The organism is Methylobacterium sp. WL120 (assembly GCF_008039465.1).
In the GTDB taxonomy this organism is placed as follows: Bacteria; Pseudomonadota; Alphaproteobacteria; order Rhizobiales; family Beijerinckiaceae; genus Methylobacterium; species Methylobacterium cerastii.
In genome coordinates this window covers 1-25,037 of sequence record NZ_VRUT01000001.1, presented here as the reverse complement: position 1 = coordinate 25,037, position 25,037 = coordinate 1, and the positions used below count along the sequence as shown (strand labels likewise).

The window sequence follows — 25,037 nt, the reverse complement described above, 5'->3', positions numbered from 1 at the left end:
CTCCTTCACCCCGCTGCCGCGATGTCGGTTACGTCGGATGCGGTGACACGGCCCGAACCGTGGACCAGGTCGAGGATGCCCTGTCGCTCCCACGCGCGGAACTCGTCCCGCCTTTCCGCCCTAGGCACCATCCAGCGCTCACGGGCGAGGTCGCCGATCTGCGCCACCGTGAGTAGGTTCGAGGTGTCGAGAGTGCCTTGCCCGGTCCGCATGATCTCGGCGGCGTTGGCGCCGAAAGGTGCATAAAAGACTTCCCGTCGGATGCCGTGTTTCAACACGGCTTCGTTCAGCCCCAACTCGCCGATGGCCGCCCTGATGGTACGGAGGCGCCAGTTGGGGCCTTGGCCGTAGCCATGCTCGTCGGCGTATCGATGTCCACGGAGACGCAGGAACTTGCGCATCTCCGTGAACAGGTAGTCGTTGATATGGAAGTGGCCCCACCCCGTCGTGTAGCCGATGCTCCTGAAATACGTTTCATCGCTGAGCTTGAGGCGGTTGTAGATTGACGATCGGCCCATCGAAGAGCTGGTCGTCACCGCCAGCAGCTTGGCGATCTTCGACTTGCCAGAAATGATCCCGGTACTGCCGCCGTAGGTCTTCGCGAAATCCTGGAATACATCCGTCGACCGAATGGCGCATGCGACGGCCTTGCCGCCCAGCAGCATGTTGTAGGGTGGGACCGCACCGAGGACGTAGGCATCGAGGATGCTGACGAGCCGATCCTTCCGGTCGGTTGCCGTCCAACCGATAAGCCTGTCGCGCACGCTTAGATTGAAGACAGGGTCACCAAGCGCGAAGATCCCAACGAGCTTGTCGTGGTGGTCGTCCCATACGAGATATCTCATTCTGCGGCCGAACCCGAGCGAAACCGGCACGGACCAGGTTAGGGAAGCTAGGCGGAAAATTTCGGCATGGACGCCGCGTTGCGGCACTCTAATAAGCCGAAGCTTGATCTTTGCCGGATCTATATTCCGACCGTCCGCGAAATGCGGAAGCAGTTTCTCGCCGCGCTCTGTAATGAAGCGAAGGTTGCCGGAAACACGGTCGTTCCTTTGCGCCGCGTGAAGCCGGCGCACATGTTCCTTTTCAATTCCAGGAAGGACGAGTGATCCGTCGTCAGCTTTCGAAAATCCAAGATCCCGGAAGTGCTGCCGCAGCTTACGCTTCAGATGATCTTCTATGGGGTCGACATGTATTACCGAATTCGACTGCATCTGACGAATCGCCCGACCACCCGCCTGCGCCAATCATCGCATGCAGTGAGCAAAGCGTCAGCTGGCGTAAACGAGGCCAAACCATCGCACCTACAAGCGATTTATCCTTCAATCGCCTTATGGTTGCATACGAAATTCATACGGCCAAGCTATTTCTTTGAGGTTGCCGCACGAGAAGTAAACACCCATGGGGATTTGAAACGCGGCCTCCGGTCGAGGTCGGTGCTGACCCTGATGCGGAGCCTGAGCGGCAACATGCGGGCGTCTGGCGAGCCCGTGGTACTCGCACATGCGATGCAGAAGCCCGAGGATGGTTCGTAGCATCCCGACACAACGCGCTTGGCATTCGCATAAGCCGCAGTTTGAGACCGGCCTGCCCGGCGACGGGATTGGCGTGCACCATCGATGCACCGCTTAAAGGCCTCCAGGCCGAGGATACGCCGGCGGTCAGCCACTAGCTCCCCGGATCGCGCATCGGACCTGAGCGCGTCCACGCCTTCGCGTTCCCAGGGTGAGCTGCCTCGCCAATAGTGAACTCTCCCCCCGTTACTTCCGTTCACTGTAGCGCCGTACTGAAAGAACGTAACGGCGCGGGATCGCCGTGATGCAACGCATTTCTCCACAGCAGACCCGGAGCATCCCATCTACTGAGGACGACACACTCCCGTGGACACTCGGGGACCTGGTAACGCGCTTCTTGAAAATCGGCTCTCCCGGAAAATGCCGATTTCCCGAGTCGTGTGAATCACTTCCGAAATCTGAATACATAATTCTCGGTAGCCTTTTTCGGGCGCACGTCGGGCGCACACAGGCGCACGTCGGGCGCACAAGGGCGCACAGGCCAGGGATGCCTTAACCCTCGGGGCCGATCGCCCGTTGACCGGGGACTCCCCATCGATTCTCCTGGGCTCACGGATCGAGGGAGAGCGGACATGGGCATCGCGAGCGAGGTTGGGTTCGAAGTGGGCGGGAACCTCGCGCGGGGCGGCCTCCTCATGCATTCCGCCATCCAGGGCACCCTCGACGGGATCCGCGTCCGCCGCGAGCGCGCCGTCGACAGCGTCCAGGAGCTCGCCATCCGCCTGCAGGAGGCCCGCGGGGCCCAGCGCGCCGCCGAGCGCCGGGCCGCCTCGGCCGAGGGCCAGCTCGGGGACGCGCTGGCCGAGCTCAGGCTCCTGCGTCAGGCCCTGCGCGACGAGAAGCGCCTGACCGCGGGCCTGCGTGAGGCCATCGGCGTCTGACGCAATCAGGGCACCGCGTAACGAAAAGGGCCCGCCGGTCATCCCGGCGGGCCCTTCGTCGTTCCAGGGCTATCCCCTATCAGTGCATCGCGGGCCGGGGCGCCGTGTAGGACGGCTCGTTGTCCCATGTCGGCTCGGCGAGGGGGCGGATGTTCCGCCTGGACATCGCCTCGATCTCGCGGGCCTGGCCGGCGAGCTTCTTCTTCGCCTCCCGGACGACTGCCTCGACGTCGAACGCCGGCACCTTAGGCTGCAGGTGGAGCGGGGGCGGCAGCATCGGTGTGCACTCGGACAGGCGATTGGCATTGGCGTGGCGCACGAGCGCGGCCGGCGGGATCTGGCAGGCGACGTCGAGGTCCCGACGATCGAGACTGCGTAGCCAAGTGACGACGCCCTCCGGCACGTAGGGAAGGAACGGCTTGAGGGCAGCCTCTCCGCCGTCGCGCAGGGCCGCGGCCGCGGCCCGGTGATGGGTGGCAAAGATCTGGTCGGCGGTGTGCACGCCGCCATTTCCCAGGCCGCACTCGTCACGGGCGACGGCATCGTCCGCGACGGCCTGCGGGCCCGGAGTGGCTCTGGGCAGGATGCCGCTGAGGACGGCCCCAGGCAGAGCCAGGATCCCGGCGGCGAGGGACACCCCGGCCTGACCCGCATCCGCGGCGCGGTCCCGCAGCCACGGCAGTGCGTCCGCGACCGGCGCGACAGCCTCCTCGACCGCGTCGTGCAGGAATCCGTAGGCACCGCGGAGCGCTGAGTTGGCGCGGGCCAGGGCGGCGAAAAGGGCGGCGAGGAAACGACGAACCATGGTAACACCTGTGCTGCTGCTGTTCGGGGGCTCGACCGATCGCCGTCCCCTCTGAGCGCAGACTGCCAAGGCCCCACGCAAGGCACAAAGTGCGTTACGTGCGCCCTGCGTCCCAGGCCCTCGCCTCCGCCAGCGTCGCCCGCCGCCACCAGGCCTGCCGCGCCGTGCATCTCTCTGCATACGCAAGGGAATTCCCGACCGCCTGGACCCCCGCGACGAGCGTGTGCGGGCCGACGAATCGGGTGAGCGTGCGAGGCAGGCCGGCCTCGTCGGCGTGGGCGTCCAAGACGCGCTGGGCGGCCCGGTCTGCGATGCGAACCGGGTTGGGATCGAGGTGGTCCATCGCGTCGGCATAGGACATCGGGACGAGGCCGTCTGGCGTCGAGAAGAAGATCTCCTTGTCGAGCGGCCAGCGGCACGTACCCGTCATGACGACTCGGCCGATCGGGACGTCGATCTCGGCCTTAAAGCGCGTCCGCTCCTCGTCGAGGAAATGCTGCCGCCGCTCGAATCGCTCGAAGCCGGCGACGAGCTTGTCGGCCGTCTGCGTCCGGTCGCCTGCCCAAACGACCAACGGCCTCACGTGGTCGCCGACGCGTACCACCACGGTCACCGTCTCATCAGTAGGTCCCATTTGGACTCACTCCCGATTCATCGTTAATCGCGTTCACCGCTTTTACCCCTTGCCTGCGAGCTTTTAGTACCGCAGTTTAGCGACTCAGTGAAGCCGATAGTGGACTCACGCGGACAGGTGGCGGACATGGCAGTAGAGATCTACAGGGCGCCGAAGGCGGAGCTTCGGAGGCTCCTCGACCAGGGTGAGGGCTACGCCTCGATCGGGCGGCTACACGGCGTCCATGAGAATCGCGTCCGGTACCGCGCGACGAAGCTCGGCCTTCGCGGCACGACGCAGCCGCAGGGCGAGATGCCGAGCGAGGCGCTGCTGCGCCTTGCGCTGCGGCAGCCGGATCTGACGCTCAAGGCCATCGCCAAGCTGTTCGCCTGTCAGGCTCAGGCGATCGCCCGGGGCGCCAAGCGCTACGGCCTGCCCACGGACCGGCGCGGGCGCCTCGCGCTGCGGGAGGACCGGTCGTGAGCCGGCGTCCCGTCCCCCTCTCCGGCGACGACGTCCGGACATGCCTGCAGGCGGCGGTACTGGCGGCCGGTGGTCAGCGGGCATGGGCGGCCCGGCACGGGCTGAACCAGAGCCACGTCGCGAAGCTCATCGCCGGCAAGCGCGCGCCCGGCGATCGCGTCCTGTCGCTCCTGGGGCTGCGAGAACTGCCGCCGGCCTACGTCCCGGCATCCGTGGAGGACCGGCCATGAAGCGGGCCGTCCGATTCCTGCGCGTGTGCCTCCGCGACGCCTTCCCGCTCGTCGTGGATCGCATCACCGCGGCGGGCACGCTCGGCCCGATGGGGCTCGCCCTCGCCCACGTCGAGGCCTCCGACACCCTTCAAATCCTGATGGTGTGGTGGGGGTCTGTGGCCGGGATCTACGGCCTCCTGCTGTTGGCCTCGGCGCCAGCTGATCCCGACGCCTGACACCCCCTTTCCCAGTCCACCCCCGGCCTTCGGGCCATCATCGAGCGAGTAGCGTAATGCCCGATACGACCCCGACGCCCACCCGGCGCACGATCCACGTCGACGACCTCGACCCTGACTTCGTCAGGCGCGTCCTCGGCGACGGCCTGACCGCGATCGAGCGGTTCCGTCAGTCTGTCGAGAAGTTTGTCCCCCCGGAGAAGCTGGATCGCCTCGTCAGCGACCTTGCCGCCGACACGGAGCGGCTCGTCGCGAGCGGCGCGATGATCGAGATCGTGGGTCCGCGCGGCGTCCTGGCCTGGCAGCCAGCTTCGGACGGCCCCTTCGCGGCGGCTGCGCCCGCCACCGTCCTCAAGTTCCGCCGCTGAGGACGCGTCATGACGCAGATGTCCCTAGTGCCCCTGCTCGACGGGGCGATCCCATACGAGCGAGCCTCCCCGGACGACGAGGAGGCAGTGCGCCAGCGCTTGCGGGCGCTCACCGGGCCGGGAATCCCGGATCCCATCATCGCCGTTGTGCATGTCGAGTGGCACGGTCCGGCGCGCTGCCTCGCCGACGTCGTCGTCTTCGACGGGGGCCGCGTCCAGGTCGAGTTCCGGGGCACGCTCGCCCTGCCGCCCTGGCTGGGGATGCGCTGGCACGCGGACGCCGCCGCGCTCCCGTTCGGATGGGACGACCGGGCCGGCAAATGGCGGCGCTACCCCGATGACGGAAAGCCGCCGGATCGCGATCCGTTCGAACGCGACGCCGACGCGGAGGCCAGGCGCGAGCGTCGACGGGAGGCCGCGCGTCGGGGCGCGCAGACCCGGAGGCTGCTGCGACAGGCCGCCACGAACGCCGCCCCAGGGGTACGGCGCTGAGTTACAAAATAGTGCCAATACGGCCTTGACCCGTCAGAACGACGGTACTATTTTGTAACTATAGCGAGTAACCCTAAAGAAGCGGGAGACGACGATGACCCAGCCCACCGAGACCACCACTGACACCCTCCTCGACGCCATCGTCGCTCATGTCGAGGCCGAGAACGCCGAGGAGATCGAGCTCCCCGAGCCGGCGGTGATGGTGCCCTTCCCCACCGTCCTTTGAGACCCGCCTCGGGGGAGCCACCGCGCACCGCGGGTTCTGGCTCCCTCGCACGGGCCTCAGACCGAGTGACCCATCCACCCGAGAATCGGAGACCACCATCATGACCAAGACCACGACCAGCAAGCCTGGCCGCTACGCCTGGCAAGTCGGATTCAGCGGCGTCGTCAGGCACGGAGCGCCGATCTACCGGACCGCCGGCGAGGCGAACTCTGCCGCAAGGAGGCAGGACGGTTGCGGCTCGCGCTACGGTGCGTTCACCAAGCGGATCAAGCTGGATGCGGAGACGTATGCCACGACGAAGTTCTCCGCCTGAGACCCGCCTCGGGGCCGGCGCCGCGCTTCGCGGATAACGCCGGCCTCGCACGGGCCCCAGCCCATCCACAGGGAGAACCATCATCATGAGTGCCATCAGACGCGCTGGCGTCATCGCTGAGTACGGGAGCTTAGAGGCCTACCGTGACTACGTCATCGAGGGCCGGGACAACTGCGCCACCCGCCTACATCGATCCGTCATCGGGGCGATGTCCGACATGGACAACGCCCGGGCCGCCGACCTCCGGATGGCTCTCGCGGACTGGAAGGTCGACCTCGCCTGGGTCGACGCCGAGCTTGCCTCCGAGCGCGAGATCGCTTGAGACCCGCCTCGATTGATGCCGCCAAGAGCCGGGGCTCCCACGCCCCGGCCCTTCTCCGGACCGCCCTCGGCCAGGGCGGTCCCGACAAGGGCCACGCGCTCGCACAAAGGAATCCACCATGCCCAGGACCAGCTCCATCATCCCCTTCCCGACGATCGTCCCGGCGAGCGATGACGACGAGGACGACATGACCCTGGTGATCCCCCTGGATCAGGGACGCGTGCGATACCACCAGCATGTCGGCCGCGAGCCCGGGTGGTTCGCCACGCTCCACTACAAGCGCCCGGTCGGCGATCCGTGCGACGTCCGGTGCGTGTCCGTGTACCAGCCCACGTCCGGCGACCCGGGGATCACATCCTGCCAGCGCTTCTTCCCGGACCCTTTCCCTGGCGGCAATACGGGTTATCCTGAGTAACCCTATCGAGTGACCCTGAGGAGTGCCCTATGACAGAGACCCGCGAGCGCCTGACACCGGAGGAGCGGGCCGGCCGCCAGCGCCGGCTCATGACGGTCGGCGAGTATCTCTACGGCCCTTCGTGGCAGAATGCCTTGGCCACGCGCCTGGAAAAGCGCGGCCCCGTCGCGGTCCCCCGCGTCCGCCTGAATCAATGGGCGAACGGCGCCAAGCCTGTTCCCGGCTGGATGTTGCCCGTCATCGAGACGGTCGCCCGGGAGGCGGCCGCCGAGCTGCGCCAGCGCGCCCTGGTCCTCGACGCGATCGCCGCTGGCGGCGACGCCCCGCCCGGCGCCCCCGGCGAGCCCGAGGGAACTGGTGATTCGTCCGTCGAAACCGGATCCACCGTTGACCAGGGCGCCGCCGGTGGCGCCGGGGAGGCCTTCGAGTTCTCGATGGACACTCCGGTTTCCCCGCCCGGCGCCGACGAGCCCGAGTTCGACATCGGCGCCTTCGTGGACACTTTCGTCCAGACGTACGCCCACGTCCCGCTCCCGCGCTAGACGGGGCCGCCCCCGCCCTTCCTCTGCCGTACGAGCCGCTGTTCCTCAGGCTCGCTTAGGGTTTGGCGGAGGGGTCGGGATTCGAACGGCCAGCCGGTCTCATGCCTTCCTCTCCCTCAGGGGCTTGAGCCCGCGGGACTCGACGACGGGGCTGCCGTCGAGCGGTGGCAACTTGACGAGGCTGATCGCGTCGAGTGCGGCCTGCAGCTCGGGCCCGGAGCTGTACCGGCCGAGGGTGAGGCCGGACCTCTTGTGCCCGACGATCGCTGCGATCAAGTCACCGTTGACGCCGGCACGCTCCATCTTCGTGATGAACCATCTCCTGAAGCTGTGAAAGTTAACTAGAGACCTTCTTTTCCCTTCAACTTCATCTCTTACCGCAACTTCTCTCGAATACCTCGTGAAACGCTTACTAAAGTAAGAGGAGCGCGGCTTCTTGGACGGAGCCTTTGGCCCTGGCCAGTCCTCGAAAAGGCTCGCCGTCGGGGGCTTGCCCTTGATCCGCCGCAGGACGATCGGGCGAAGGTCTGGGTGGATCGGCACGTGCCTCTCGTCCGTCTCCTTCTTCTGAGGCTTGAACGCGAAGATCCCCTCGGCGCACTCGCCGACTTTCAGGTCGATGACCGCGTCGAGTCTGGCCCCGGTCAAGGCAGCGACGGCCATCACGTCGAGCATGCTCTCCCCTTCGAGCGGCTTGCCCATGAACAAGGTCTGGACCTCGGTGTCGGTATAGGCGCGCTCCTCCTGCTCCCCCTCGACGACCTCCCGCTTGATCGTCAGGTCGTAGATCGGGTTCGCCTTGGCGATGCCGCGCTTGCACAGCCAGGCCCAGTAAACCTTCAAGCGCCCGAAATACTTGACCTTCGACGCCCAGCTCAGGTCCGAGCTTTCCTGGAGCCAGTCGGCGAAGGCCAGGGCCGTGTCCCGGTCGAAGGCCTCGACGTGCCGGGGGATGCGCTGGCTCTCCATCCAGTCGAGCAGCAGGTTCAGAGCCCGCGGTTCGTCGAGCTTGGAGCGTTCCTTGATCTTGAGGCTCCGCATGAAGTCGGGATGCGGTGCCGCGATCGGGGTCAGCTTCCCGTAGGCGATCCGGCGGTACTCGGAGGCCTCGCGCCGCGCCTCGGCCGTGAAGAACTCGGCCATGATCGGTCCCTCCTCGTCGTCGATGACGGTCTCCTCCCGCCGGCCGGCGTTCAGTATCTCCGCGGCCCGCGCCTCGATCTGGTGGTCGATGAGGGTCAGGAACGAGCCCTGAGCGGTCTTCATCTCGCGGCGCAGTTCCAACGCCTCCGCGACGAGCGAATGCTTCCGGCCGCCCCGGGCGTCCCAGGCATCGGCGATCCGCTTCTTGAACTCGGCGACGACCGCCACGCTCCGGGTCTTGGCCAGCACTACCGACTTCGTGTCGAGGCCACGCACGAGGCGGTTGCCGAGCTGCCCGCGCAGTTCCTTGGGCACCGCCATCGTGACGCGGTAGAACCCGTTGTAGGCGGCGACGTAGGGGATGTCTGAGCCGGGCTTGCGGGGCACTGTCGGAGGTCCTGGAGGGCGGCGCGTACCGCATAAGTACCGCTACCGCGAACCGCAAAAGCCTTCAAGCGCCGTGGGTTGCTTATGCCAGAATCGGTTAAGTGGACCTTGGCGTCTAATCCCTCCGTCTCCGCCATCTACGACTGCCCATCATAACTCTTTGTTTTGACTGGGCTTTCGGCTGGCTAAAAAACTCATTTGTCCCCGATTTGTCCCCGAACGAGTTGCCTGTGGAAAGCCTGGGCGCATACGTCCGTTCCTGACTGCTCGCTTTGCCCATTGGCGGCCAATGACCGGGGTTCGAAGCAAAGACTTTCGCTCACCAAGCCCCATTGTCAGCCATGACCCAGCCGTCGCGACGCCTAGTCCTGGTCAGGCATGGCCAGAGCCAAGCCAACGCGGACGGCCTTTTCACGGGTAGGCTCGATCCTGCTCTAACCGAACAGGGCCGGCGGGAAGCGTGCGCGGTCGGGACGATCCTGAGAGATGAAGGGCATCGCTTCGAGGCAGCCTTCACGTCGACCATGACGCGGGCCGTCACGACCTCGGCGCTGGCACTCGGTGTCCTTGGACAGGCGGAACTCGTCCCCCATCAGGACGCAGCGCTGGACGAGCGCGATTACGGCGACCTCGGTGGCCTCGACAAGGTGACCGCCTACCGACGTTTCGGGGCTGAACGGGTCGAGGACTGGCGTCGGTCGTACGAGGGGCGGCCGCCGAACGGCGAAAGCCTCAGGGACACCGTCGCACGGATCGTACCGTTCCACCTGAGGCACATCCAGCCGGCGGCGATGCGCGGTCCGACGCTGGTCGTCGGCCACGGCAACGCGCTGCGGGCCCTGGTGATGGCAATCGAAGGCCTTAGCGCGGGCGATGTCGAGTCCCTTGAACTCGCGACGGGGGCGATACGGATCTACGGGTTCGCCCAGGACACCACCATTATATCGCGAAGGCTCATCGGGTGATGACGCTCAGTGCCCCGCGGATTGGTCGCGGGGTTTGGCGGCGGACGAAGGCGATCGAACCGTACGAACATCCGGTCGATGATTGCACGCCCAGATCACAGAATGTAATCATTCCAAGGTAAGGAATGTGTCGCACCGCTAGCGACGCCAGCCCTCTGGAAGCGATGCCGAGAAAGAAACCGCAACCCATCCTGCAACTCAGGCGCTACGCTGGCTCCCGGCTGTATGATCCTGAGAGCAAGACCTACATCTCCGCCGAGGACCTGCAACGGTTCAGGATGGAGGGTCATCGCATTTCCGTCCGTGACGTCGAGACCGGACAGGACGTCACTGAAGCTTGCATCAACTATCGTATCCACTGACGCAGCATCGCTTCGATGTTCCATGCATGTGGGCCGGGCCGACGGAAGGAGCGCTTAGACGGCGTTTCCGACGAGATGTCCGATACCCGCGGTCGCAGCCATCGCTAGGGCGCCCCAGAACGCTACCCGGGCTGTCGGTCGCAGGATCTCGGCACCACCGGCCTTTGCCCCGAGGGCTCCGAGCATGGCCAGGAAGACCAAGGACGCCCCCGAAACGAGGTACACCACGAGGTTGGCCGGCGAGACTGCCGCCACCGCCAGGGGCAGCGCCGCTCCGGACGAGAAGGTCGCCGCGGATGTCAGCGCTGCCTGAACCGGACGCGCGGTCGTGAACTCGGAGATCCCGAGCTCGTCCCGCGCGTGGGCGCCCAGCGCATCCTTCGCCATGAGTTGCTGGGCCACCTTGAGGGCCAGGTCCCGGTCGAGGCCACGGGTGACGTAGATGGCAGCGAGCTCGTCGCGCTCGGCTTCGGGGTCCTGTTCGAGTTCGCGGGTCTCCCGGGCCAGGTCGGCCCGTTCGGTGTCCGATTGGGAGCTGACCGAGACGTATTCGCCCGCCGCCATCGACATCGCGCCGGCCACGAGGCCCGCGCAGCCCGCCACCAGGATCTCCCCGGTGGACGCGGTGGACGCGGCGACGCCCACGATCAGGCTGGCCGTCGAGACGAGCCCATCGTTGGCACCGAGCACTGCCGCCCGTAGCCATCCGATGCGGTCGATAAGGTGGTTTTCTGCGTGGGGTGCGCGCACGGCGTTCAACGTCTTTCCGAGGTGAGCCGTGCGGCACGGCTCGGAAGGATGCGCCGCAGGATGTTGTCGTGCCAAAGGTAGTGGTGGACCAGCGCGGCAGCGGCATGGAACAGCGCCAGCGCCATCAGGATGATGGCGGCGACCCCGTGCCAGTGGGTCAATGGCCGGCGCCATTCCGGGTCGCCGATGGCCGGTAACGCCAGCGGCCCAGCGAGGGTGACGCCGCGCACGAGGGCGTTCGCGATGCCGAGCCCTGCGATCACGAAGAGCAGCGCGTACAGGGCGGCATGGGTCGTCTTGGCCAAGATGTGCAGGGCGCCCGGATCCTCTACGGGAAGCCGGCGGCCGCCGAACCATCTCCAGAGCGGCAACGCGACGATGACGGCGGTGAGGACGAAGCCTAGGTCGAAGTGAGCCGACCAGATCCCGGAGCGCACGGCCCCCTTTGGCAGGATGTCTTCGCGGAAGGTGCCGATCAGCCAAAGGACCAACACGAGGCCGGCGGTCAGCCAGTGCAGGGCGATGGTGCCCCGGTCGTAGGCCGACGCGCCTGGATTTCCGGCGACGGTGGCGCGTCTCGTGCTCGAACTCATCGCTGCATGTCCGCTACGGCCGTTGAGGCATGGGATGGGACGACATGGCTCGATGCCAAAGCCGCTTCGGACGACCGGCGCGGCAGGAGGCGACGCCCCTTGGCGCTGAGAGACCAAAGGCCCGGAGCGTTGCCACGGCGCGGTCCCGGCTTGATGAACCCGCGTTCGAGCAGGGAGCGCACCGTGCGCATTTCCCACGGTCCGGGGAAACGAAGCGACCCTTCACGCTCCAGGCGACGCAGCATGGTCCGCTGCACCGGAGTGAGGGAACGCCAGATCCGTGATGCGTCGAGGCAACCCATAATCAGATTAGAGCTATTCCAATCTTTAGAGAAAGGGCGAGCGGTCGATGGCCCTGTCCGGAAACGTGCAGGGCCATCAACACGGCTCAGGGCTTGGTCGAACTACCGCTCGCGTTCGGCGCTTGTTGACCCTGCAGGTCGACCGGCTTGTTGTCGTTGAGGTCCCAGCCCGTGTTCGGGTCGGTCTTGGTGCGCTGGAGTTGGGCGCGCATCTGCCACTGGTACTTGGCAACGCCGTGCTCGACCTCTTGCAGGAGGTTGGAGGTGGTCGGGTCGACCTGTTCCGTCGCCTTGATGGCCGCGTTCACCTCCTCACCGACCCGCTTGTAGGCGTTGGTGAACCAGACCAGGATCTGGGCGTCGTCGAGGAAGCCACCGGGGATCTCGGGAACGCCGGAGGTCTTCACGATGGTGTTGGCGCGCCCGTCGGCCGAGGCCCCCACTGCGAGCAGGCGCTCCGCGATGGTGTCGGCGTACTTGGACAAACCCTCGTAGTGCTCCTGTAGGAGCAGGTGCAGCGGGTAGTACAAGGTGCCGGAGGCGTTCCAGTGCGCCTGCTTAGTCTGGAGCTGGAGCTGTTGCAGCTCGGTCAGGGTCTGCTGGAGGGCGGCGACGTCCTTCTTGATCGCGTCCGCGTCGCCGTCGAGACCGATGACCGGAAGCGTCGTCATCTCGTTGGTCGGGAAGGCGCCGACCGGCTGCGCGCTGGTGGTCTTGGTCTGCGAGGAACCGCGGACGTCGTCGGTGCTCTTGGCGGTCGGCTGGTCGGCCTGGGCGAGGTCGATCCGTGAGAGGGCCTTCATCGCGCTCGGGGCCGTCGGCGTTCCGTTGGCGAGGACGGGAAGCGGCAAGGGGGCGCCGAGGAGGAGCATGGCCGAGAGGAAACGGGCGTTCTTCATGAGGTGCCGATTTGACCTTGGAGGCGGCAAAGCCCGGGGCGGGCGATGTGTACATCAAGAACGAGCGCAGTTTAGAAGCGTTCGAAAATGACACCGAATTTAAGGTCGGGTTGGTCATGGCCTGAGATGCGATGGACGTGGCATCCGTCCTGGAAGCCGCGGCCTTCGCTCATGATGCGATACCTTTGGGGCCGGGCTCGATTAGAGACGGCTTTCGAAGGCAGGCTGGTCGATCATCCCATGACCGACGCATGGCACTCTGATGTCGGGCATGCCATCTCGAAGCGACATCCACCGCGAGAACCGTCGCCAACGGAGAGAGGAAATCCGTGCAGCTTGGCGATGGCCGCGACGAGGCCGAGGCCGAGCCCGTTGCCCTCTGTCTGCCTGGCACGTTCCGCACGATAGAAGCGCTTGAAGACGTGGTCGCGTTCGCCTGCGGCGATGCCCGGACCGGTGTCCTCTACGGACACCACAGCGACGCCGTCGCGCCAGGCGAGACCGATACCGACGCGCCCCCCGGTCGGGGTGAACTTGATCGCGTTATCGAGGAGGTTCGAGATTGCTTCGAAGATGAGGCTGCGGTCGCCCCGGACCGCAGACGCTCCCTCCTCGATGCCGATGCCGAGGGCGATGCCCTTCTCGTCGGCCAAGGGTTCGAACAACTCCGCGGCCTCGCTCACCACGAGCTTTAGGTCGACCGGGCCGAAGGCGGCGCAGCGCCGTCCGTGCTCGATCTCGCCGATGCGCAGGACCGCCGTGACCATCTCCAACGTCTGGTCGATCCAGATCAGCCCTTGGTCCACCGCCTGCCGCAGGTCCTCGACGTCGCGGGCTTGATCCCGGCCTCGCTCAAGACGCAGCCTCAAGCGCGTGAGCGGCGTCCGGAGATCGTGGGCGACGGCGTCGCCAACCCCGCGCACCTCCTCCATGAGGCGCTCGATCTCGTCGAGCATTACGTTGACGTCCCGTGCCAGACGGTCGAACTCGTCCCCGGCATCGCCGACCGGCAGGCGCTGGCGCAGGTCACCCCGCATCACCCGCGCGACCGCCGCCTCCGTGGATGCCAAGCGTCGCCGGGCGCGTCCGGCGAGCAGGACGCCTCCGAGGATGGAGAAGGCCAGGGTCGGGACGAGGGCGAGGCCAAGCGCCCGGATCACCGTGGCCTTGGCGCGGTCGATCTCGTCGGTATCGTGGGCCACGACCACCACGGTCCCGTCCTCAAGGGACCGGGCGGCCGACCAGAGCTCCTCGTGCAGGCGCCGTCCCGCGATGGCCACCTGCGTGCCGATCCGGTGGACCTCGCCGTCGAGGGGCAGTTCCGGTGGGCGGGCGTCGAGGTTGCCGGTAAGCTTGCGGCCATCCGCACCGAACAGGCCGGCAAAGTGGACGCTGTGCAGGTCCTCGCTGACCCACGTCTCGATGCGAGTGGCTGCCTTGGCCGTATCCCCGGCGGCGTACCGGGCCTCGTGGCGTAGGACCTCGGCGAGCTCGTCCTGCATGAACGCCGCGGTCTGCCAGTACACGAAGGCGAAGAGCAGCAGCGAGAGGAGCGTCGACCACAGGGCGATGCCCAGGGCCCACCGGAACGCGAAGGAACGGACGAGCCTAGACATCGGGGGTCAGGGTGAAGCCCTCTCCCCGGACGTTCTGGATCAGCATCGGCTCGCCTTCGGCCTCAAGCTTCCTGCGCAGGCGTCCGACATGAACGTCGATGAGGTTGGATTTAGGCGCGAAGCGATAGTTCCAGACTTCCTCGAACATCATCGCCCGGGTCACGACCTGCCCTGGCCGCCGCATGAGGTATTCGAGCAGCTTGAGCTCGCGCGGCAGCAAGTCGAGATCGCGCACGCCCCTGCGACCGGTGCTGGCGATGAGGTCGAGCTCCAAGGTCCCGACCCTGAGGACCGTCTCGCGGGAGTCCGTCGGCCGCCGCAGCAAGGCCTCGATCCGGGCCGCGAGTTCGGCGAGGACGAAGGGCTTGCCGAGGTAGTCGTCCCCCCCGGCGCGCAGGCCGCGGATGCGCTCATCGACGTCGCCGAGCGCGCTCAGGACGAGTGCGGGCGTCCGGTCTCCGGCGGCGCGCAGGTCACGCAACAGGGTGAGCCCGTCCAGGCCGGGAAGCATCCGGTCTAGGAGGATGGCGTTCCAGATCCCCGAACGGGCCGCATCCGCGCCTGCGGGCCCGGTAGCAGCCCATGCAACCTCATGCCCACGCCCCTGCAGGTCGGCGAGGATCTCCTCGGCCGTCGCGGCGTCGTCTTCGATCAGCAGCAGCTTCGCCAACCCGGTCCACTCCCGGGCTTACGCCCCTGTCCCGTTGCATGATGTGGTTCGGAGCCGGCCTCGGGACCACGAGTGTGAACGCGAATTTAATGGCGGGTGCGGTCGCACGCCCTATGTCTTAGAATAGCTCTAATCTGGTTTGGACCGATATCTTGCTGAGGGAGGCGGAGACCGACATGCCCGGGACCGGCGATGCCGAGATCGTCGACCGTGGCGGGGTACGCGCATCGGTGAATGCCGCTGCATCGGGCACGACGGAAACACCCATCGGCTCCGAGGCACCCGGTCCCGCATCCACGAGGATCGGGTTCCGTTCGCGGTGGGTCTTGGTCGTTTGTCTGGCCGCGCTCGGGTTGGCCGGCTGGTGGTATCGCGACGCTGTCCGGCCTTATGTCGAACCGCTTCTCCAGACGGTCGGGTTGGCGCCGGCGGCGCCAGATACTCCGACGACGACCCCTGCCGCCTCAGAGCAGCCGACCGATGACAACGTCGTCCGGCTCGATGCCGACGGCCAGGGCCGCCTCGGACTGGCCTTCGGGCAATCCGAGACCCGCCGGATCATCCTACCCGTACGAACCCCCGGCATGGTCGCCTTCGACGAGCGTCGGGTCACCCGCCTGAAGCCCCGCACCTCGGGTCGGGTTCTCAGCCTCTCGGTGCAGCCCGGCGACCGGGTGAAGGCCGGCCAGACGCTGGCCACCCTCGATGCCTCCGGCGTTCTCGATGCGCGCAACGGCCTCGCCGCGGCGCAGGCCAGCCTCGGCGAGGCGCAGGCGACGGAGAAGGTCGCCGAGATCAATCTCAAACGCGGCAGCGACCTTGTCCGGATCGGCGGCGTCGCCCAGGCCGAGGTCGACCGGCGCCAGGTCGACCTCGCCAAGGCGCATGCCGCGACCCTGTCCGCCAAGTCGCAGGTCGACCTCTACCGCGCGCAATACGAGCGTCTCGCCCCCGCGCCCGGACAGGCCCCCGGCACCAGCGCCATCGTCTCGCCCATCGACGGCGTGGTCACGGCAGCCGGGATCACCCTGGGCGAGGTGGTCGACACCAACCGCGACGCCTTCACGGTGGCGGACCCCTCGCAGATCCAGGTCCTGGCCAACCTCTACGGCCACGACATCGCCACTGTGAAGGCCGGCGACCGGGCGACCATCGAGGCCCCGGTAACGGCCCATCCCCGCTTCGAGGGACGGGTACGCTCGGTCAACGCGGCCATCGACCCGACGACCAATACTGCCCCCGCCCGCATCGAGATCGCGAACCCGGACGGGACGTTGCGCGCCAACATGTTCGTCTCCGTCGAGATCGCCGCCGACCTCGGGCGCGAGGGCGTCACGGTTCCGGCCGCGGCGATCCAGCAGACCGAGGGCGGTCCCATCGCCTTCGTGCGGACCGGCGACGACCGCTTCGAGAAGCGGGACCTCAAGCTCGGTATCCAGCGCGCCGACTGGGTCGAGGTGACGTCCGGCGTGGCGGCGGGTGAGACGGTGGCGACGCAGGGAAGCTTCGGCCTCAAGGCCATCCTGATGCGCGCGCTCCTCGGCTCGACGGACTAAGGCCGCCATGAACGCTTGGTTCGCCCTCCTCATCCGCCGCCGCTGGCTCGTCGTGATCCTGGCGCTCGCCGGGGCGGTCGGCGGCATCGTCAACCTCGAAGGCCTGTCCATCGACGCGGTCCCGGATGTGTCGCCCAAGCAGGTGATGGTCCTGACCCTGTCGCCGGGCCTCGGCCCGCTTGAGGTCGAACGCCTCGTGAGCTTCCCCGTCGAGAACGCGATGGCCGGGGCGCCGGGCCTGTCGGGCATCCGCTCGACCTCGCGCTACGGCGTCTCCGCGGTCTACGTCACCTTCGACGACGCCATGTCGATCACCGAGGCGCGCTCGCAGGTGTTCCAGCGTCTGCCATTGGCCAAGACCATGATGCCGGCCGGCGTCGGCGATCCCGAGATGGGGCCGATGGCGACGGGCTTAGGCGAGATCTACCAGTTCGAGGTGCGGGGGCCGGGCTACTCGCCGATGGCGCTGAAGCGCATCCTGCAATGGACCATCGCGCCGAAGCTCAAGCTGACCCCCGGCATCGCCGACGTGAACGTCTACGGCGGACAGATGCCGACCTACGAGGTCCGCATCGCCGCCGAGAGCCTGCACCGCTACGGCGTGACCATGGCTCAGGTCTACACGGCGCTTGGCGAGAACAACGCCGCACGTGGCGGCGCCTACATCGAGCACAACGACCAGCAGGAGGTCATCCGCGGCCTGGGGCTCGCCAGGGATACGAAGGACCTTGCCAACATCGTCGTGACCACCGGCCCCGGCGGCGTGCCGGTGACGGTCGCGACCCTGGGCGAGGTGGTGGAAGCCCCGAAGGTGCGTCTCGGTGCCGTGACGCACGATGCGGCGGGCGAGACCGTCGTCGGCATCGCCATGATGCAGCAGGGCGAGAATGCCAGCGCCGTGGTCGTGGCCGTGAAGCAGACGATCGAGGCCCTGCGCCCGCAGTTGCCGCCGGGCGTCGAGATCGTGCCGTACTACGACCGCAGCACCCTGGTGGCGCGGACCATCCGCACGGTGGAGCACAACCTCATGGAGGGGGCGGTGCTCGTCATCGTCGTCCTGCTCCTGCTGCTCGGCAACCTGCGGGCCGGCCTGGTCGTGGCGGCCGCCATCCCCCTGTCCATGCTGATGGCGTTCGCCGGGATGCGGCTGTTCGGGCTGTCGGGCAACCTCATGAGCCTCGGCGCCATCGATTTTGGCCTCATCGTCGACGGCGCCGTGGTGATGATCGAGAACGTCCTGCGCGCCCGAGGGGAGCACCCAGAGCGTCCGGCCGAGGAGGTCATCCGCAAGGCGACCGTCGAGGTGGCGCGCCCGATCCTGTTCGCGGTGGCCATCATCATAATGGTCTACCTGCCCATCCTCGCCCTCGAAGGGGTGGCGGGCAAGATGTTCAGGCCGATGGCGCTCACCGTGATCCTGGCGCTCGCCGGCTCGCTGGTCCTGACGATGACGCTGATGCCGGCGCTCGCCGCCATCGTGCTGGCAGGCCCTGGCATCGGCGAACGCGAGACCCGCCTAGTCCATTGGGCGCGAAGCGCCTACACGCCGGTCCTTCGGCTCGCCGAGCGCCGCACCAGCCTCACCGTCCTCGTGACGCTCGGCCTTTTTGCCGGAAGCTGTTGGCTCGCGACGCGCCTGGGGGGCGAGTTCCTGCCCAAGCTCTCGGAAGGCTCCATCGTCATCACGTCGGAGAAGCTGCCCGGCATCAACCTCGACGCCTCGCTCAAGGTCATGCACCGGATCGAGCGGACCCTGAAAAGCTTCCCAGAGGTGAAGCGGGTCGTCTCGCTGACCGGCAGCGCCGAGATCCCCACCGACCCGATGGGCGTAGAGTCCACCGATAGCTTCATCACCCTGGCCGACCCGTCGACCTGGACGACGGCGACCACCCAGGAGGGGCTCGTCGCCGCCCTCGACAAGCGCCTCCAGGCGGAGGTGCCGGGGGTGTCCTACGCGTTCTCGCAGCCGATCCAGATGCGCATGGACGACCTGCTGGAGGGCGTGCGCGGCGACGTGGCGATCAGCCTGTACGGCGACGACCTGAAGGTGCTGAAGGACAAGGCGGACGCCATCGTGCGCGCGGTCTCAGGCGTCTCGGGCGCGGCCGACGTGAAGGCCGAAGCCCAGGCCGGCATGCCGGCGCTCTCGATCCAGGTCGACCGGGCCGCGGCCGCCCGCTACGGCGTCAACGTCAGCGACGTCCTCGACGTGGTGGAGAGCATCGGCGGGCGCACCGCCGGCATGATCTACGGCGACGACAACTCCATCACCGACATCGTGGTCCGCCTGAAGTCCGCCGACCGTAGCGACATCGCCCGCATTCGCGACCTGCCTGTGGGGCGCAGTGGAAAGGCGCTGGTACCGCTCTCGCTGGTCGCCTCGGTCGACGTGGCGACGGGACCGGCCCAGATCAGTCGAGAGAAGCTCCAGCGCCGGATCTCGGTCCAGGCCAACGTTCGCGGCCGCGACGTCCAGAGCTTCGTGAGGGACGCGCAAGCCGCGGTCCAGGCGCAGGTTCCCCTTCCGCCGCGGTACTCGCTGCAGTGGAGCGGGCAGTTCCAGAACTTGCAGGAGGCCACGAGCCGGCTCTCCGTCGTGGTGCCAGCCGCCATGGCCGCGATCCTCGTGCTCCTCGTGGTGATGTTCGGGGACATCCGGCTTGCGGGCCTGATCTTTCTGAACGTGCCCATCGCCGCGACCGGCGGCATCGTCGCCCTGTACCTGCGGGGGCTGCCGTTCTCGATCTCGGCGGCGATCGGATTCATCGCCACCTTCGGCATCGCCATCCTCAACGGCGTCGTGCTGACGAGCTACATCCGCGACCTCGAACGTGTCGGCCTCGACCCGCGCGAGGCAGCCTTTCGAGCCGCAGAGATGCGACTGCGGCCTGTCCTGATGACGGCTCTGGTCGCGGCACTGGGGTTCCTGCCGATGGCGCTTTCGACCAGCGCCGGCGCCGAGGTGCAGCGTCCCCTGGCCACGGTGGTGATCGGTGGCCTCGTCACCGCGACGCTCCTCACCCTCGTCGTGTTGCCGGCCGTTTATCCGTACCTGGCGCATATCCGGCTTCCGTGGCGACCTCGCGGTGATATCGAGCCGGAATTGGAGGCGCATGGCGGTCGCCGGGCGGGCGCCGATGGCTAGGGGCCTTCGGGTCGCGCCGGCGACGGCCCTCGCTACCGTGATGTTGCTGTTACCGGGCCTGCGATCCGCGACCGCCGCCGACGTCGATTGCGTCGGCTTCCTCAGGATGCACGGCCTGCTGCGCAGGGCTTCGACGGCTTGTGGCTTCACCGAATACAACCCGGCCATCGTGGATCGGGCCCGCATCTGCTTCGACGCCCTCGGCAGCCGCCGCGGCACCGAGGAGGTTCAATCGGGGGTAACGGAGTTCGAACGACTACGGTCCACGCGCCACCACGATGCGGTCTGCGCGATGCTGGCCGCCAAGTTTTCCATGGTCGTCCGGCCGTAAGGCCCCCCATCGTTCGGGCAGATGGGCAACGGCCACCCCAAGCTCGGCATGCAGGCGCTCACGAAGCCCTTATCGATGGCGTCCCCGGCCGCCTGCATCGAAGGGCCGACCGCCCCGCCGCCGTGATGACCATTAGCGGAAAGTGGTGCGTATGCCGACGGATGATGACGGCGGCCTCGACAGGGCCGAACGGACGCGAGGGATGCTGAAGCGCATCGCGGATTTGCTCGGCTGCGATCCATCGGCGCTAGCCGATGGCGGCCCGCAAGGCCGCGGCCACGAAACGGTCGGGGCGCGGGAACTGGTTCTCGCTTGGCTCGACATCGAAGACCCGGATGACCGACGACGCGTCGTTGACCTTGCACGTGCGCTCTCGCGGTCGAGTACAAAACCCGGGCCTGATGCCCATTGAAAGGAATGGCGCGCCGGCACCTTCGCCCGCCCATCGGGCAAGAGGAGCTTAAGGTGAGAACTTGGATGACTCCCAAGTCCTAGATCACGGCTCAGCGCCGCGCCGCGCCCATCGGATGGCTACCCGGCACCAAGCGCGGGCAGCCAGAGCGCCAGCGCCGCCAGGCTGACCAGGAGGACCGGCGGGGTGATGACCAAGCCGACGCGCATGTACTGGCCCCAGGTAATGCGCTGGCCCTTGGTGTCGAGGACGTGCAGCCAGAGCAGGGTCGCCAGACTCCCGATGGGCGTAAACTTCGGGCCGAGGTCGCAGCCGATGACGTTGGCGTAGACCATCAGCTCCCGCATCAGGGGCGACAGGTCCGGGGCCTGCTGGATCGAAAGCGCGCCCACCAGCACGCTGGGCATGTTGTTCATGATCGACGACAGGATCGCGGCGGCGACCCCCGTGCCGATGGTGGCTACGAACGGTCCGTGACCCGAGAGCGAGGTCAGCCCCTGAGCCAGGTAATCGGTCAGGCCGGCGTTCTTCAGCCCGTAGACGACGAGGTACATGCCGAGGCTGAACAGGACGATCTGCCAGGGAGCTCCGGCGAGCACCTTGCGGATCGGGATGACCCGGCTGCGATTGGCCAACGCCAGCAGCACGAGGGCGCCGGCGCAGGTCACCACCGAGACCGGCACGCCGAACGGCGCGGTTACGAAGTAGGCCACGAGCAGCAGGGCCAGGAGCGGGAAGGCCGCCTTGAACACCAGCGGGTCCTTGATCGCGTGCCGCGGCGCTTCGAGCTCGGCCACCGGGTACGTGGCCGGCAGGTCGCGCCGGTAGAACAGCCACAGCACGACCAGGGTCGCGGCGAGAGACACGAGGTTCACCGGCACCATCACGGCGGCGTAGCGGCTGAAGGTGATGTCGAAGAAGTTCGCCGAGACGATGTTGACGAGGTTCGAGATCACCAGGGGCAGGCTGGTGGAGTCGGCGACGAACCCGCAGGCGACGATGAAGGCCAGGGCCGCTGCGGGCTTGAAGTCGAGGCGCAGCAGGATGGCCAGAACGATGGGGGTGAGCAGCAGGGCCGCGCCGTCATTGGCGAACACCGCCGCGATGGCGGCCCCGAGCAGGATCACCAGCGGGAACAGCAGGCGCCCCCGCCCCCCGCCCCAGCGGGCGATGTGCAGGGCCGCCCAATGGAAGAAGCCCGCCTCGTCGAGCAAAAGCGAAATGATGATCAGGGCGACGAAGGTGAAGGTGGCGTCCCAGACAATGTGCCAGACCGCCGGGATGTCCCCGGGGTGGATGACCCCGGTGGCGAGCGCGACCGCGGCTCCGATCAGGGCGCTCCATCCGATCCCGAACCCCTTCGGCTGCCAGATGACGAAGACGAGGGTGACGACGAAGATGGCGAGCGCGAGCATCGGGACCGTTTCTTGTTCTTGATTACGTGTAGCGATCAGGCGGTGGCGACGCGGCGCCCGTGCTAGTCGACCACGCGCTCGCCGTCCTCCTTGACGAACTCGCCCTGCTGGGCCGGCAGGAGGTCGAGGACCGCCTCGGACGGTCGGCAGAGGGCGACGCCCTTCGGGCTCACAACCAGCGGGCGGTTCAACAGGATCGGTTGTGCCTCGATGGCATCGAGAAGCCGGTCGTCCGACAGGGACGTGTCGGCGAGGCCGAACTCGGCGTAGGGCGTCCCCTTCTCCCGCAGGAGATCTCGGACCGTGACGCCGGCGCGCTCGGCGAGTTGGCGGACCAGGATGCGGTTCGGCGGCGTCTTGAGGTACTCGATCACGTGCGGCTCGATGCCGGCGTTGCGGATTAGGGCCAGGGTGTTGCGGGACGTGCCGCAATCCGGGTTGTGGTAGATCACGACGTCCATCAGGCGGTTCCCTCGCAGCAGGCGGATAGGGCGACGATGGCCGGGCCGCAGACCTCGGGTCGGCCCTGGCAGCAGTCGCTCATCAGGAACTGGATGAGCTCCGACAGGTCCGGGTAGGCGGCGCTGTAGATGATCGACCGGCCCTCGCGCCGAGAGGTGACCAGGCCGGAATGGCTCAGCTCCTTCAGGTGGAACGACAGGTTGGTGCCGGACACCCCGACTGCCTCGGCGAGCATGCCTGCCGCCATCCCGTCAGGTCCGGCGGTGACGAGTTGGCGCACGATCCGCAGGCGGTGCTCCTGCCCGAGCGCCGCGAAGGCAGCGACGGCTTGCCGTTCGTCCATCATGATGTCAATATCTCAACCATCGTTGAAACGTAGAGGAATGAGACGTCTTGGACAAGCCCCGACAGCCCTTCGCCGATGGCATGCCGAACCTGAGCGAGGGGCACTTCGTCGTCCCGACGAGCGCCGACCTGGCGGTGGCCACGCCATTCACCCATGCCCCGCGTTTCCTGATCCTGTACGGGTCGCTCCGGGAGCGCTCGTTCAGCCGCTTCCTAGCCTACGAGGCCGCGCGCTTGCTGGAGGCGATGGGCGGCGAGGTGCGGATCTACGACGCGCGCGGCTTGCCGCTGCCCGACGACGCCACGGCCGATCACCCCAAGGTTCAGGAACTCCGGAACCTCTCGATCTGGTCGGAGGGCCACGTCTGGGTCAGCCCCGAGCGGCACGGTGCCATGACCGGGGTCATCAAGAGCCAGATCGACTGGCTCCCCCTGTCGGAAGGATCGGTGCGCCCGACGCAGGGCCGGACCCTGGCGGTGATGCAGGTCTCCGGCGGTTCGCAGTCGTTCAACGCGGTCAACGGCCTGCGCGTGCTCGGGCGCTGGATGCGGATGATCACCATCCCGAACCAGTCCTCGGTCCCGATGGCCTACAAGGAGTTCGACGAGGACGGCCGGATGAACCCTGGGCCGCTCTACGACCGAGTCGTCGACGTCTGCGAGGAACTGTTCCGGTTCACCCTCCTGACCCGGGAGCGGGCCGACTATCTCGTCAACCGCTACTCCGAGCGGAAGGAGCGCGAGCCCGAGCGGTTTAAGTCCGTGGCCGCCGACATCGGGTTCGTGAAGCGACCCGCGTGATCGCTCCGGACTGGGCCAGGACATCGCTGGCATGACGTCGGATCGACGGGCCCGGTATGGGTCTGGTGACGCGACCGATCCATTGCGCCCCGGGATGGGCATGCCGAGGCCTGGACGATCACGCCCCCGACATCGACGATGACTGAGGCGACCGCCCTCGGCACCAGGATGGCCCATACCGGAAGGTACCGTCCTACCTCCTCGACGGTGTCGCTGCCGTCATGATGCTTGTTTACTTCGCCTACTTCCTGTCGCTGGCCATCGCGGCCAGGTAGCCATCGCAGGTGCCGCGCCATCGGGTAATCGAGCCCTCCCTTGCGGGTTAGGACCCTTGCCGGTCGCCCCGACCTCATGAGCAGTCGTGCCGAAGCCGCTCATGCCCGCGAAACCGCGGGGAACGGCTTCAAATCGAGATCGTCATCGTGGTGCCCGGTGATCACGACCAAGCTGAAGAAGCCTGCCGCGGAACATGCGGATCAGGAAGAGGTCCTGCCGCCCTTCAGCCGCTGCAGCGTACGAGCGCTCTCCTGGTCGAACTGAGCCTCGGTGAGATCGCCCGCATCGACCCGTCGGGCTAGCTGCGTGCGATATTCCATCGCCGCCTCCTGTTCCTGGCTGAGGGGAACGGTGGAGCGCGCAGCCGCCCGGGTCCGCTCGGCCCACTCGGTGTAGGAGATGCGACGGGCATCCCGGTCGGCCTTAAGCCGTGTCAGGTCCTCCTGCATCGCGGCGGTAGGCAGAGACGTAGACGTCGTTCCCTGGCAGGCACCGAGACCCACGGAGATTAGCAGCAGCACGGCGGCGACTCTGTTCATTCGTAAAATCCTCTCGCCTCAGAGCAAGGAGAGGTTTTCGCGATGCGTCGATGCCATAACCGCCACACCTCGGCGCGTTGCCGAAACTTCCCACATGAGGGTGCCGGTCGATCCCGCCCAAGCGCAACGCCCTGACGGCCGGGTCAAGCGGCGACGTTCGCGTTGTCCAGGCCGCCGAGCCCGAGCGTCTCGGATAGATATGCCCGTGCCCGGCTGACCCGGCTCTTCACCGTTCCGACCGCGCATTGGAGCCGCTCGGCGGCCTCCTCGTAGGTGTAGCCTTCCGCGCCGACCAGCAGCAGCGCCGAACGTTGCGCCTCCGGGATACGGTCGAGCGTTTCACGAAGCCTTCGAAGGTTCACGACGCCTTCCTGATCGGGGAGCGCCGTAAGCTTGCTGGCGTGAACGCCATCGGCGTCCTCGACCTCGCGCTTCCGCTTGCGCATGTCGGTGTAGAACTGATCGGCCCCCACGAGGTGGTCCAAGGGTAAAGTTAGTGCACGGTGGGCCGCTCCGCCACGGGTAGCTTGGCCGGCGGAGCTGGTCTGGCGAGCGCAGCCGGCCAAGCGGAGAAGGCTGGCATGAA

The 25,037-nt window shown here is 67.1% G+C and carries 31 protein-coding genes and 1 pseudogene; 18 read left to right on the top strand and 14 right to left on the bottom strand.

Annotation, left to right across the window (positions count from 1 at the left end):
- Window positions 1-5: 5 nt before the first annotated feature.
- The gene (locus FV229_RS00160; protein ID WP_147750001.1) at window positions 6-1,214 is read right to left on the bottom strand and encodes a Druantia anti-phage system protein DruA; all 1,209 of its coding nucleotides are present in this window, start codon (window positions 1,212-1,214) and stop codon (window positions 6-8) included.
- Between the two features lie 932 nt (window positions 1,215-2,146).
- Between FV229_RS00160 and FV229_RS00155 the strand changes: the two genes are divergently transcribed.
- Entirely contained in the window at window positions 2,147-2,455 is a 309-nt protein-coding gene (locus FV229_RS00155) for a hypothetical protein (RefSeq protein WP_147750000.1), read from the top strand.
- Between the two features lie 79 nt (window positions 2,456-2,534).
- Here the strand turns inward: FV229_RS00155 and FV229_RS00150 are convergent, their stop codons facing one another.
- Window positions 2,535-3,260 carry a hypothetical protein gene (locus FV229_RS00150; protein WP_147749999.1) on the bottom strand — a complete coding sequence of 242 codons (726 nt, stop codon included), beginning with the start codon at window positions 3,258-3,260 and terminating at the stop codon, window positions 2,535-2,537.
- Window positions 3,261-3,354: 94 nt separating this feature from the next.
- Entirely contained in the window at window positions 3,355-3,894 is a 540-nt protein-coding gene (locus FV229_RS00145; protein WP_243971728.1) for a hypothetical protein, read from the bottom strand.
- Window positions 3,895-4,020: 126 nt separating this feature from the next.
- On the opposite strand from FV229_RS00145, the gene FV229_RS00140 reads away from it, so the two are divergent.
- The 10 genes from FV229_RS00140 (at window position 4,021) to FV229_RS00100 (ending at window position 7,482) form a co-directional block, all read left to right on the top strand.
- Window positions 4,021-4,356: a hypothetical protein gene (locus FV229_RS00140; protein ID WP_147749998.1), complete on the top strand. Its 336-nt coding sequence runs from the start codon at window positions 4,021-4,023 to the stop codon at window positions 4,354-4,356.
- On the top strand, window positions 4,353-4,586 hold the full coding sequence (locus tag FV229_RS00135) for a hypothetical protein (protein WP_147749997.1): 234 nt from the start codon (window positions 4,353-4,355) through the stop codon (window positions 4,584-4,586). Before FV229_RS00140 ends, FV229_RS00135 begins: the two co-directional genes overlap by 4 nt.
- The gene (locus tag FV229_RS00130) at window positions 4,583-4,804 is read left to right on the top strand and encodes a hypothetical protein (RefSeq protein ID WP_147749996.1); all 222 of its coding nucleotides are present in this window, start codon (window positions 4,583-4,585) and stop codon (window positions 4,802-4,804) included. Before FV229_RS00135 ends, FV229_RS00130 begins: the two co-directional genes overlap by 4 nt.
- Before the next feature lie 56 nt (window positions 4,805-4,860).
- A complete protein-coding gene (locus FV229_RS00125; RefSeq protein WP_147749995.1) occupies window positions 4,861-5,172 on the top strand; it encodes a hypothetical protein in 312 nt (103 codons plus the stop codon).
- 9 nt (window positions 5,173-5,181) lie between these two features.
- Window positions 5,182-5,664 carry a hypothetical protein gene (locus FV229_RS00120; RefSeq protein ID WP_147749994.1) on the top strand — a complete coding sequence of 161 codons (483 nt, stop codon included), beginning with the start codon at window positions 5,182-5,184 and terminating at the stop codon, window positions 5,662-5,664.
- Window positions 5,665-5,758: 94 nt separating this feature from the next.
- The gene (locus tag FV229_RS28370; protein ID WP_279598563.1) at window positions 5,759-5,890 is read left to right on the top strand and encodes a hypothetical protein; all 132 of its coding nucleotides are present in this window, start codon (window positions 5,759-5,761) and stop codon (window positions 5,888-5,890) included.
- Window positions 5,891-5,990: 100 nt separating this feature from the next.
- Entirely contained in the window at window positions 5,991-6,203 is a 213-nt protein-coding gene (locus FV229_RS00115; protein ID WP_147749993.1) for a hypothetical protein, read from the top strand.
- Between the two features lie 85 nt (window positions 6,204-6,288).
- A complete protein-coding gene (locus FV229_RS00110; protein WP_147749992.1) occupies window positions 6,289-6,525 on the top strand; it encodes a hypothetical protein in 237 nt (78 codons plus the stop codon).
- A gap of 118 nt (window positions 6,526-6,643) precedes the next feature.
- On the top strand, window positions 6,644-6,940 hold the full coding sequence (locus FV229_RS00105; protein ID WP_147749991.1) for a hypothetical protein: 297 nt from the start codon (window positions 6,644-6,646) through the stop codon (window positions 6,938-6,940).
- A 29-nt stretch (window positions 6,941-6,969) separates the two neighbouring features.
- Window positions 6,970-7,482: a hypothetical protein gene (locus FV229_RS00100; RefSeq protein ID WP_147749990.1), complete on the top strand. Its 513-nt coding sequence runs from the start codon at window positions 6,970-6,972 to the stop codon at window positions 7,480-7,482.
- Window positions 7,483-7,581: 99 nt separating this feature from the next.
- On the opposite strand, the gene FV229_RS00095 is transcribed toward FV229_RS00100, so the two are convergent.
- A complete protein-coding gene (locus FV229_RS00095) occupies window positions 7,582-8,874 on the bottom strand; it encodes a tyrosine-type recombinase/integrase (RefSeq protein ID WP_246687990.1) in 1,293 nt (430 codons plus the stop codon).
- A 479-nt stretch (window positions 8,875-9,353) separates the two neighbouring features.
- Between FV229_RS00095 and FV229_RS00090 the strand changes: the two genes are divergently transcribed.
- Together FV229_RS00090 and FV229_RS00085 are read left to right on the top strand one after the other, a co-directional pair.
- Entirely contained in the window at window positions 9,354-9,977 is a 624-nt protein-coding gene (locus FV229_RS00090) for a 2,3-bisphosphoglycerate-dependent phosphoglycerate mutase (RefSeq protein WP_147749988.1), read from the top strand.
- A gap of 125 nt (window positions 9,978-10,102) precedes the next feature.
- Window positions 10,103-10,339: a polyhydroxyalkanoate synthesis regulator DNA-binding domain-containing protein gene (locus tag FV229_RS00085; RefSeq protein WP_348644167.1), complete on the top strand. Its 237-nt coding sequence runs from the start codon at window positions 10,103-10,105 to the stop codon at window positions 10,337-10,339.
- Window positions 10,340-10,393: 54 nt separating this feature from the next.
- Here FV229_RS00085 and FV229_RS00080 read toward each other — a convergent pair whose 3' ends face one another.
- The 5 genes from FV229_RS00080 to FV229_RS00055 all read right to left on the bottom strand — a co-directional run bounded on the left by FV229_RS00080 (window position 10,394) and on the right by FV229_RS00055 (window position 15,169).
- The gene (locus FV229_RS00080; protein WP_147750065.1) at window positions 10,394-11,089 is read right to left on the bottom strand and encodes a VIT family protein; all 696 of its coding nucleotides are present in this window, start codon (window positions 11,087-11,089) and stop codon (window positions 10,394-10,396) included.
- A gap of 5 nt (window positions 11,090-11,094) precedes the next feature.
- Window positions 11,095-11,682 (bottom strand): cytochrome b/b6 domain-containing protein, encoded by a 588-nt coding sequence (locus tag FV229_RS00075; RefSeq protein ID WP_147749986.1) that lies wholly within the window; start codon window positions 11,680-11,682, stop codon window positions 11,095-11,097.
- Window positions 11,683-12,070: 388 nt separating this feature from the next.
- The gene (locus FV229_RS00065) at window positions 12,071-12,883 is read right to left on the bottom strand and encodes a DNA starvation/stationary phase protection protein (RefSeq protein WP_147749984.1); all 813 of its coding nucleotides are present in this window, start codon (window positions 12,881-12,883) and stop codon (window positions 12,071-12,073) included.
- A 233-nt stretch (window positions 12,884-13,116) separates the two neighbouring features.
- A complete protein-coding gene (locus FV229_RS00060) occupies window positions 13,117-14,499 on the bottom strand; it encodes an ATP-binding protein (RefSeq protein WP_147749983.1) in 1,383 nt (460 codons plus the stop codon).
- A complete protein-coding gene (locus FV229_RS00055) occupies window positions 14,492-15,169 on the bottom strand; it encodes a response regulator transcription factor (protein ID WP_147749982.1) in 678 nt (225 codons plus the stop codon). The genes FV229_RS00060 and FV229_RS00055 overlap by 8 nt, the downstream gene beginning before the upstream one ends.
- Before the next feature lie 152 nt (window positions 15,170-15,321).
- Here FV229_RS00055 and FV229_RS00050 point away from each other — a divergent pair, with 152 nt between their 5' ends.
- From FV229_RS00050 to FV229_RS00035, 4 genes are all read left to right on the top strand, one after another.
- Complete coding sequence (locus FV229_RS00050; protein ID WP_246687989.1) at window positions 15,322-16,725, top strand: efflux RND transporter periplasmic adaptor subunit; 1,404 nt, start codon at window positions 15,322-15,324, stop codon at window positions 16,723-16,725.
- A gap of 7 nt (window positions 16,726-16,732) precedes the next feature.
- Window positions 16,733-19,870, top strand: a complete 3,138-nt coding sequence (locus tag FV229_RS00045) for a CusA/CzcA family heavy metal efflux RND transporter (protein ID WP_147749981.1) — start codon at window positions 16,733-16,735, stop codon at window positions 19,868-19,870.
- Window positions 19,839-20,201: a hypothetical protein gene (locus FV229_RS00040; protein WP_246687988.1), complete on the top strand. Its 363-nt coding sequence runs from the start codon at window positions 19,839-19,841 to the stop codon at window positions 20,199-20,201. Before FV229_RS00045 ends, FV229_RS00040 begins: the two co-directional genes overlap by 32 nt.
- A 202-nt stretch (window positions 20,202-20,403) precedes the next feature.
- The gene (locus FV229_RS00035) at window positions 20,404-20,613 is read left to right on the top strand and encodes a hypothetical protein (protein ID WP_147749980.1); all 210 of its coding nucleotides are present in this window, start codon (window positions 20,404-20,406) and stop codon (window positions 20,611-20,613) included.
- Between the two features lie 119 nt (window positions 20,614-20,732).
- Here FV229_RS00035 and FV229_RS00030 read toward each other — a convergent pair whose 3' ends face one another.
- From FV229_RS00030 to FV229_RS00020, 3 genes are all read right to left on the bottom strand, one after another.
- Window positions 20,733-22,028, bottom strand: a complete 1,296-nt coding sequence (locus FV229_RS00030) for an arsenic transporter (protein WP_147749979.1) — start codon at window positions 22,026-22,028, stop codon at window positions 20,733-20,735.
- A gap of 62 nt (window positions 22,029-22,090) precedes the next feature.
- Window positions 22,091-22,489 carry an arsenate reductase (glutaredoxin) gene (arsC, locus tag FV229_RS00025; RefSeq protein WP_147749978.1) on the bottom strand — a complete coding sequence of 133 codons (399 nt, stop codon included), beginning with the start codon at window positions 22,487-22,489 and terminating at the stop codon, window positions 22,091-22,093.
- Window positions 22,489-22,836, bottom strand: coding sequence for a metalloregulator ArsR/SmtB family transcription factor (locus tag FV229_RS00020; protein ID WP_147749977.1), 348 nt, complete (start codon window positions 22,834-22,836; stop codon window positions 22,489-22,491). Before FV229_RS00020 ends, arsC begins: the two co-directional genes overlap by 1 nt.
- 47 nt (window positions 22,837-22,883) lie before the next feature.
- On the opposite strand from FV229_RS00020, the gene arsH reads away from it, so the two are divergent.
- Window positions 22,884-23,636 carry an arsenical resistance protein ArsH gene (gene arsH, locus FV229_RS00015; RefSeq protein ID WP_147749976.1) on the top strand — a complete coding sequence of 251 codons (753 nt, stop codon included), beginning with the start codon at window positions 22,884-22,886 and terminating at the stop codon, window positions 23,634-23,636.
- 476 nt (window positions 23,637-24,112) lie between these two features.
- On the opposite strand, the gene FV229_RS00010 is transcribed toward arsH, so the two are convergent.
- On the bottom strand, window positions 24,113-24,451 hold the full coding sequence (locus FV229_RS00010) for a hypothetical protein (protein ID WP_147749975.1): 339 nt from the start codon (window positions 24,449-24,451) through the stop codon (window positions 24,113-24,115).
- 143 nt (window positions 24,452-24,594) lie between these two features.
- A pseudogene (locus FV229_RS00005) lies at window positions 24,595-24,915 on the bottom strand (sigma factor-like helix-turn-helix DNA-binding protein); the annotation flags it as partial.
- Window positions 24,916-25,037: the final 122 nt, after the last annotated feature.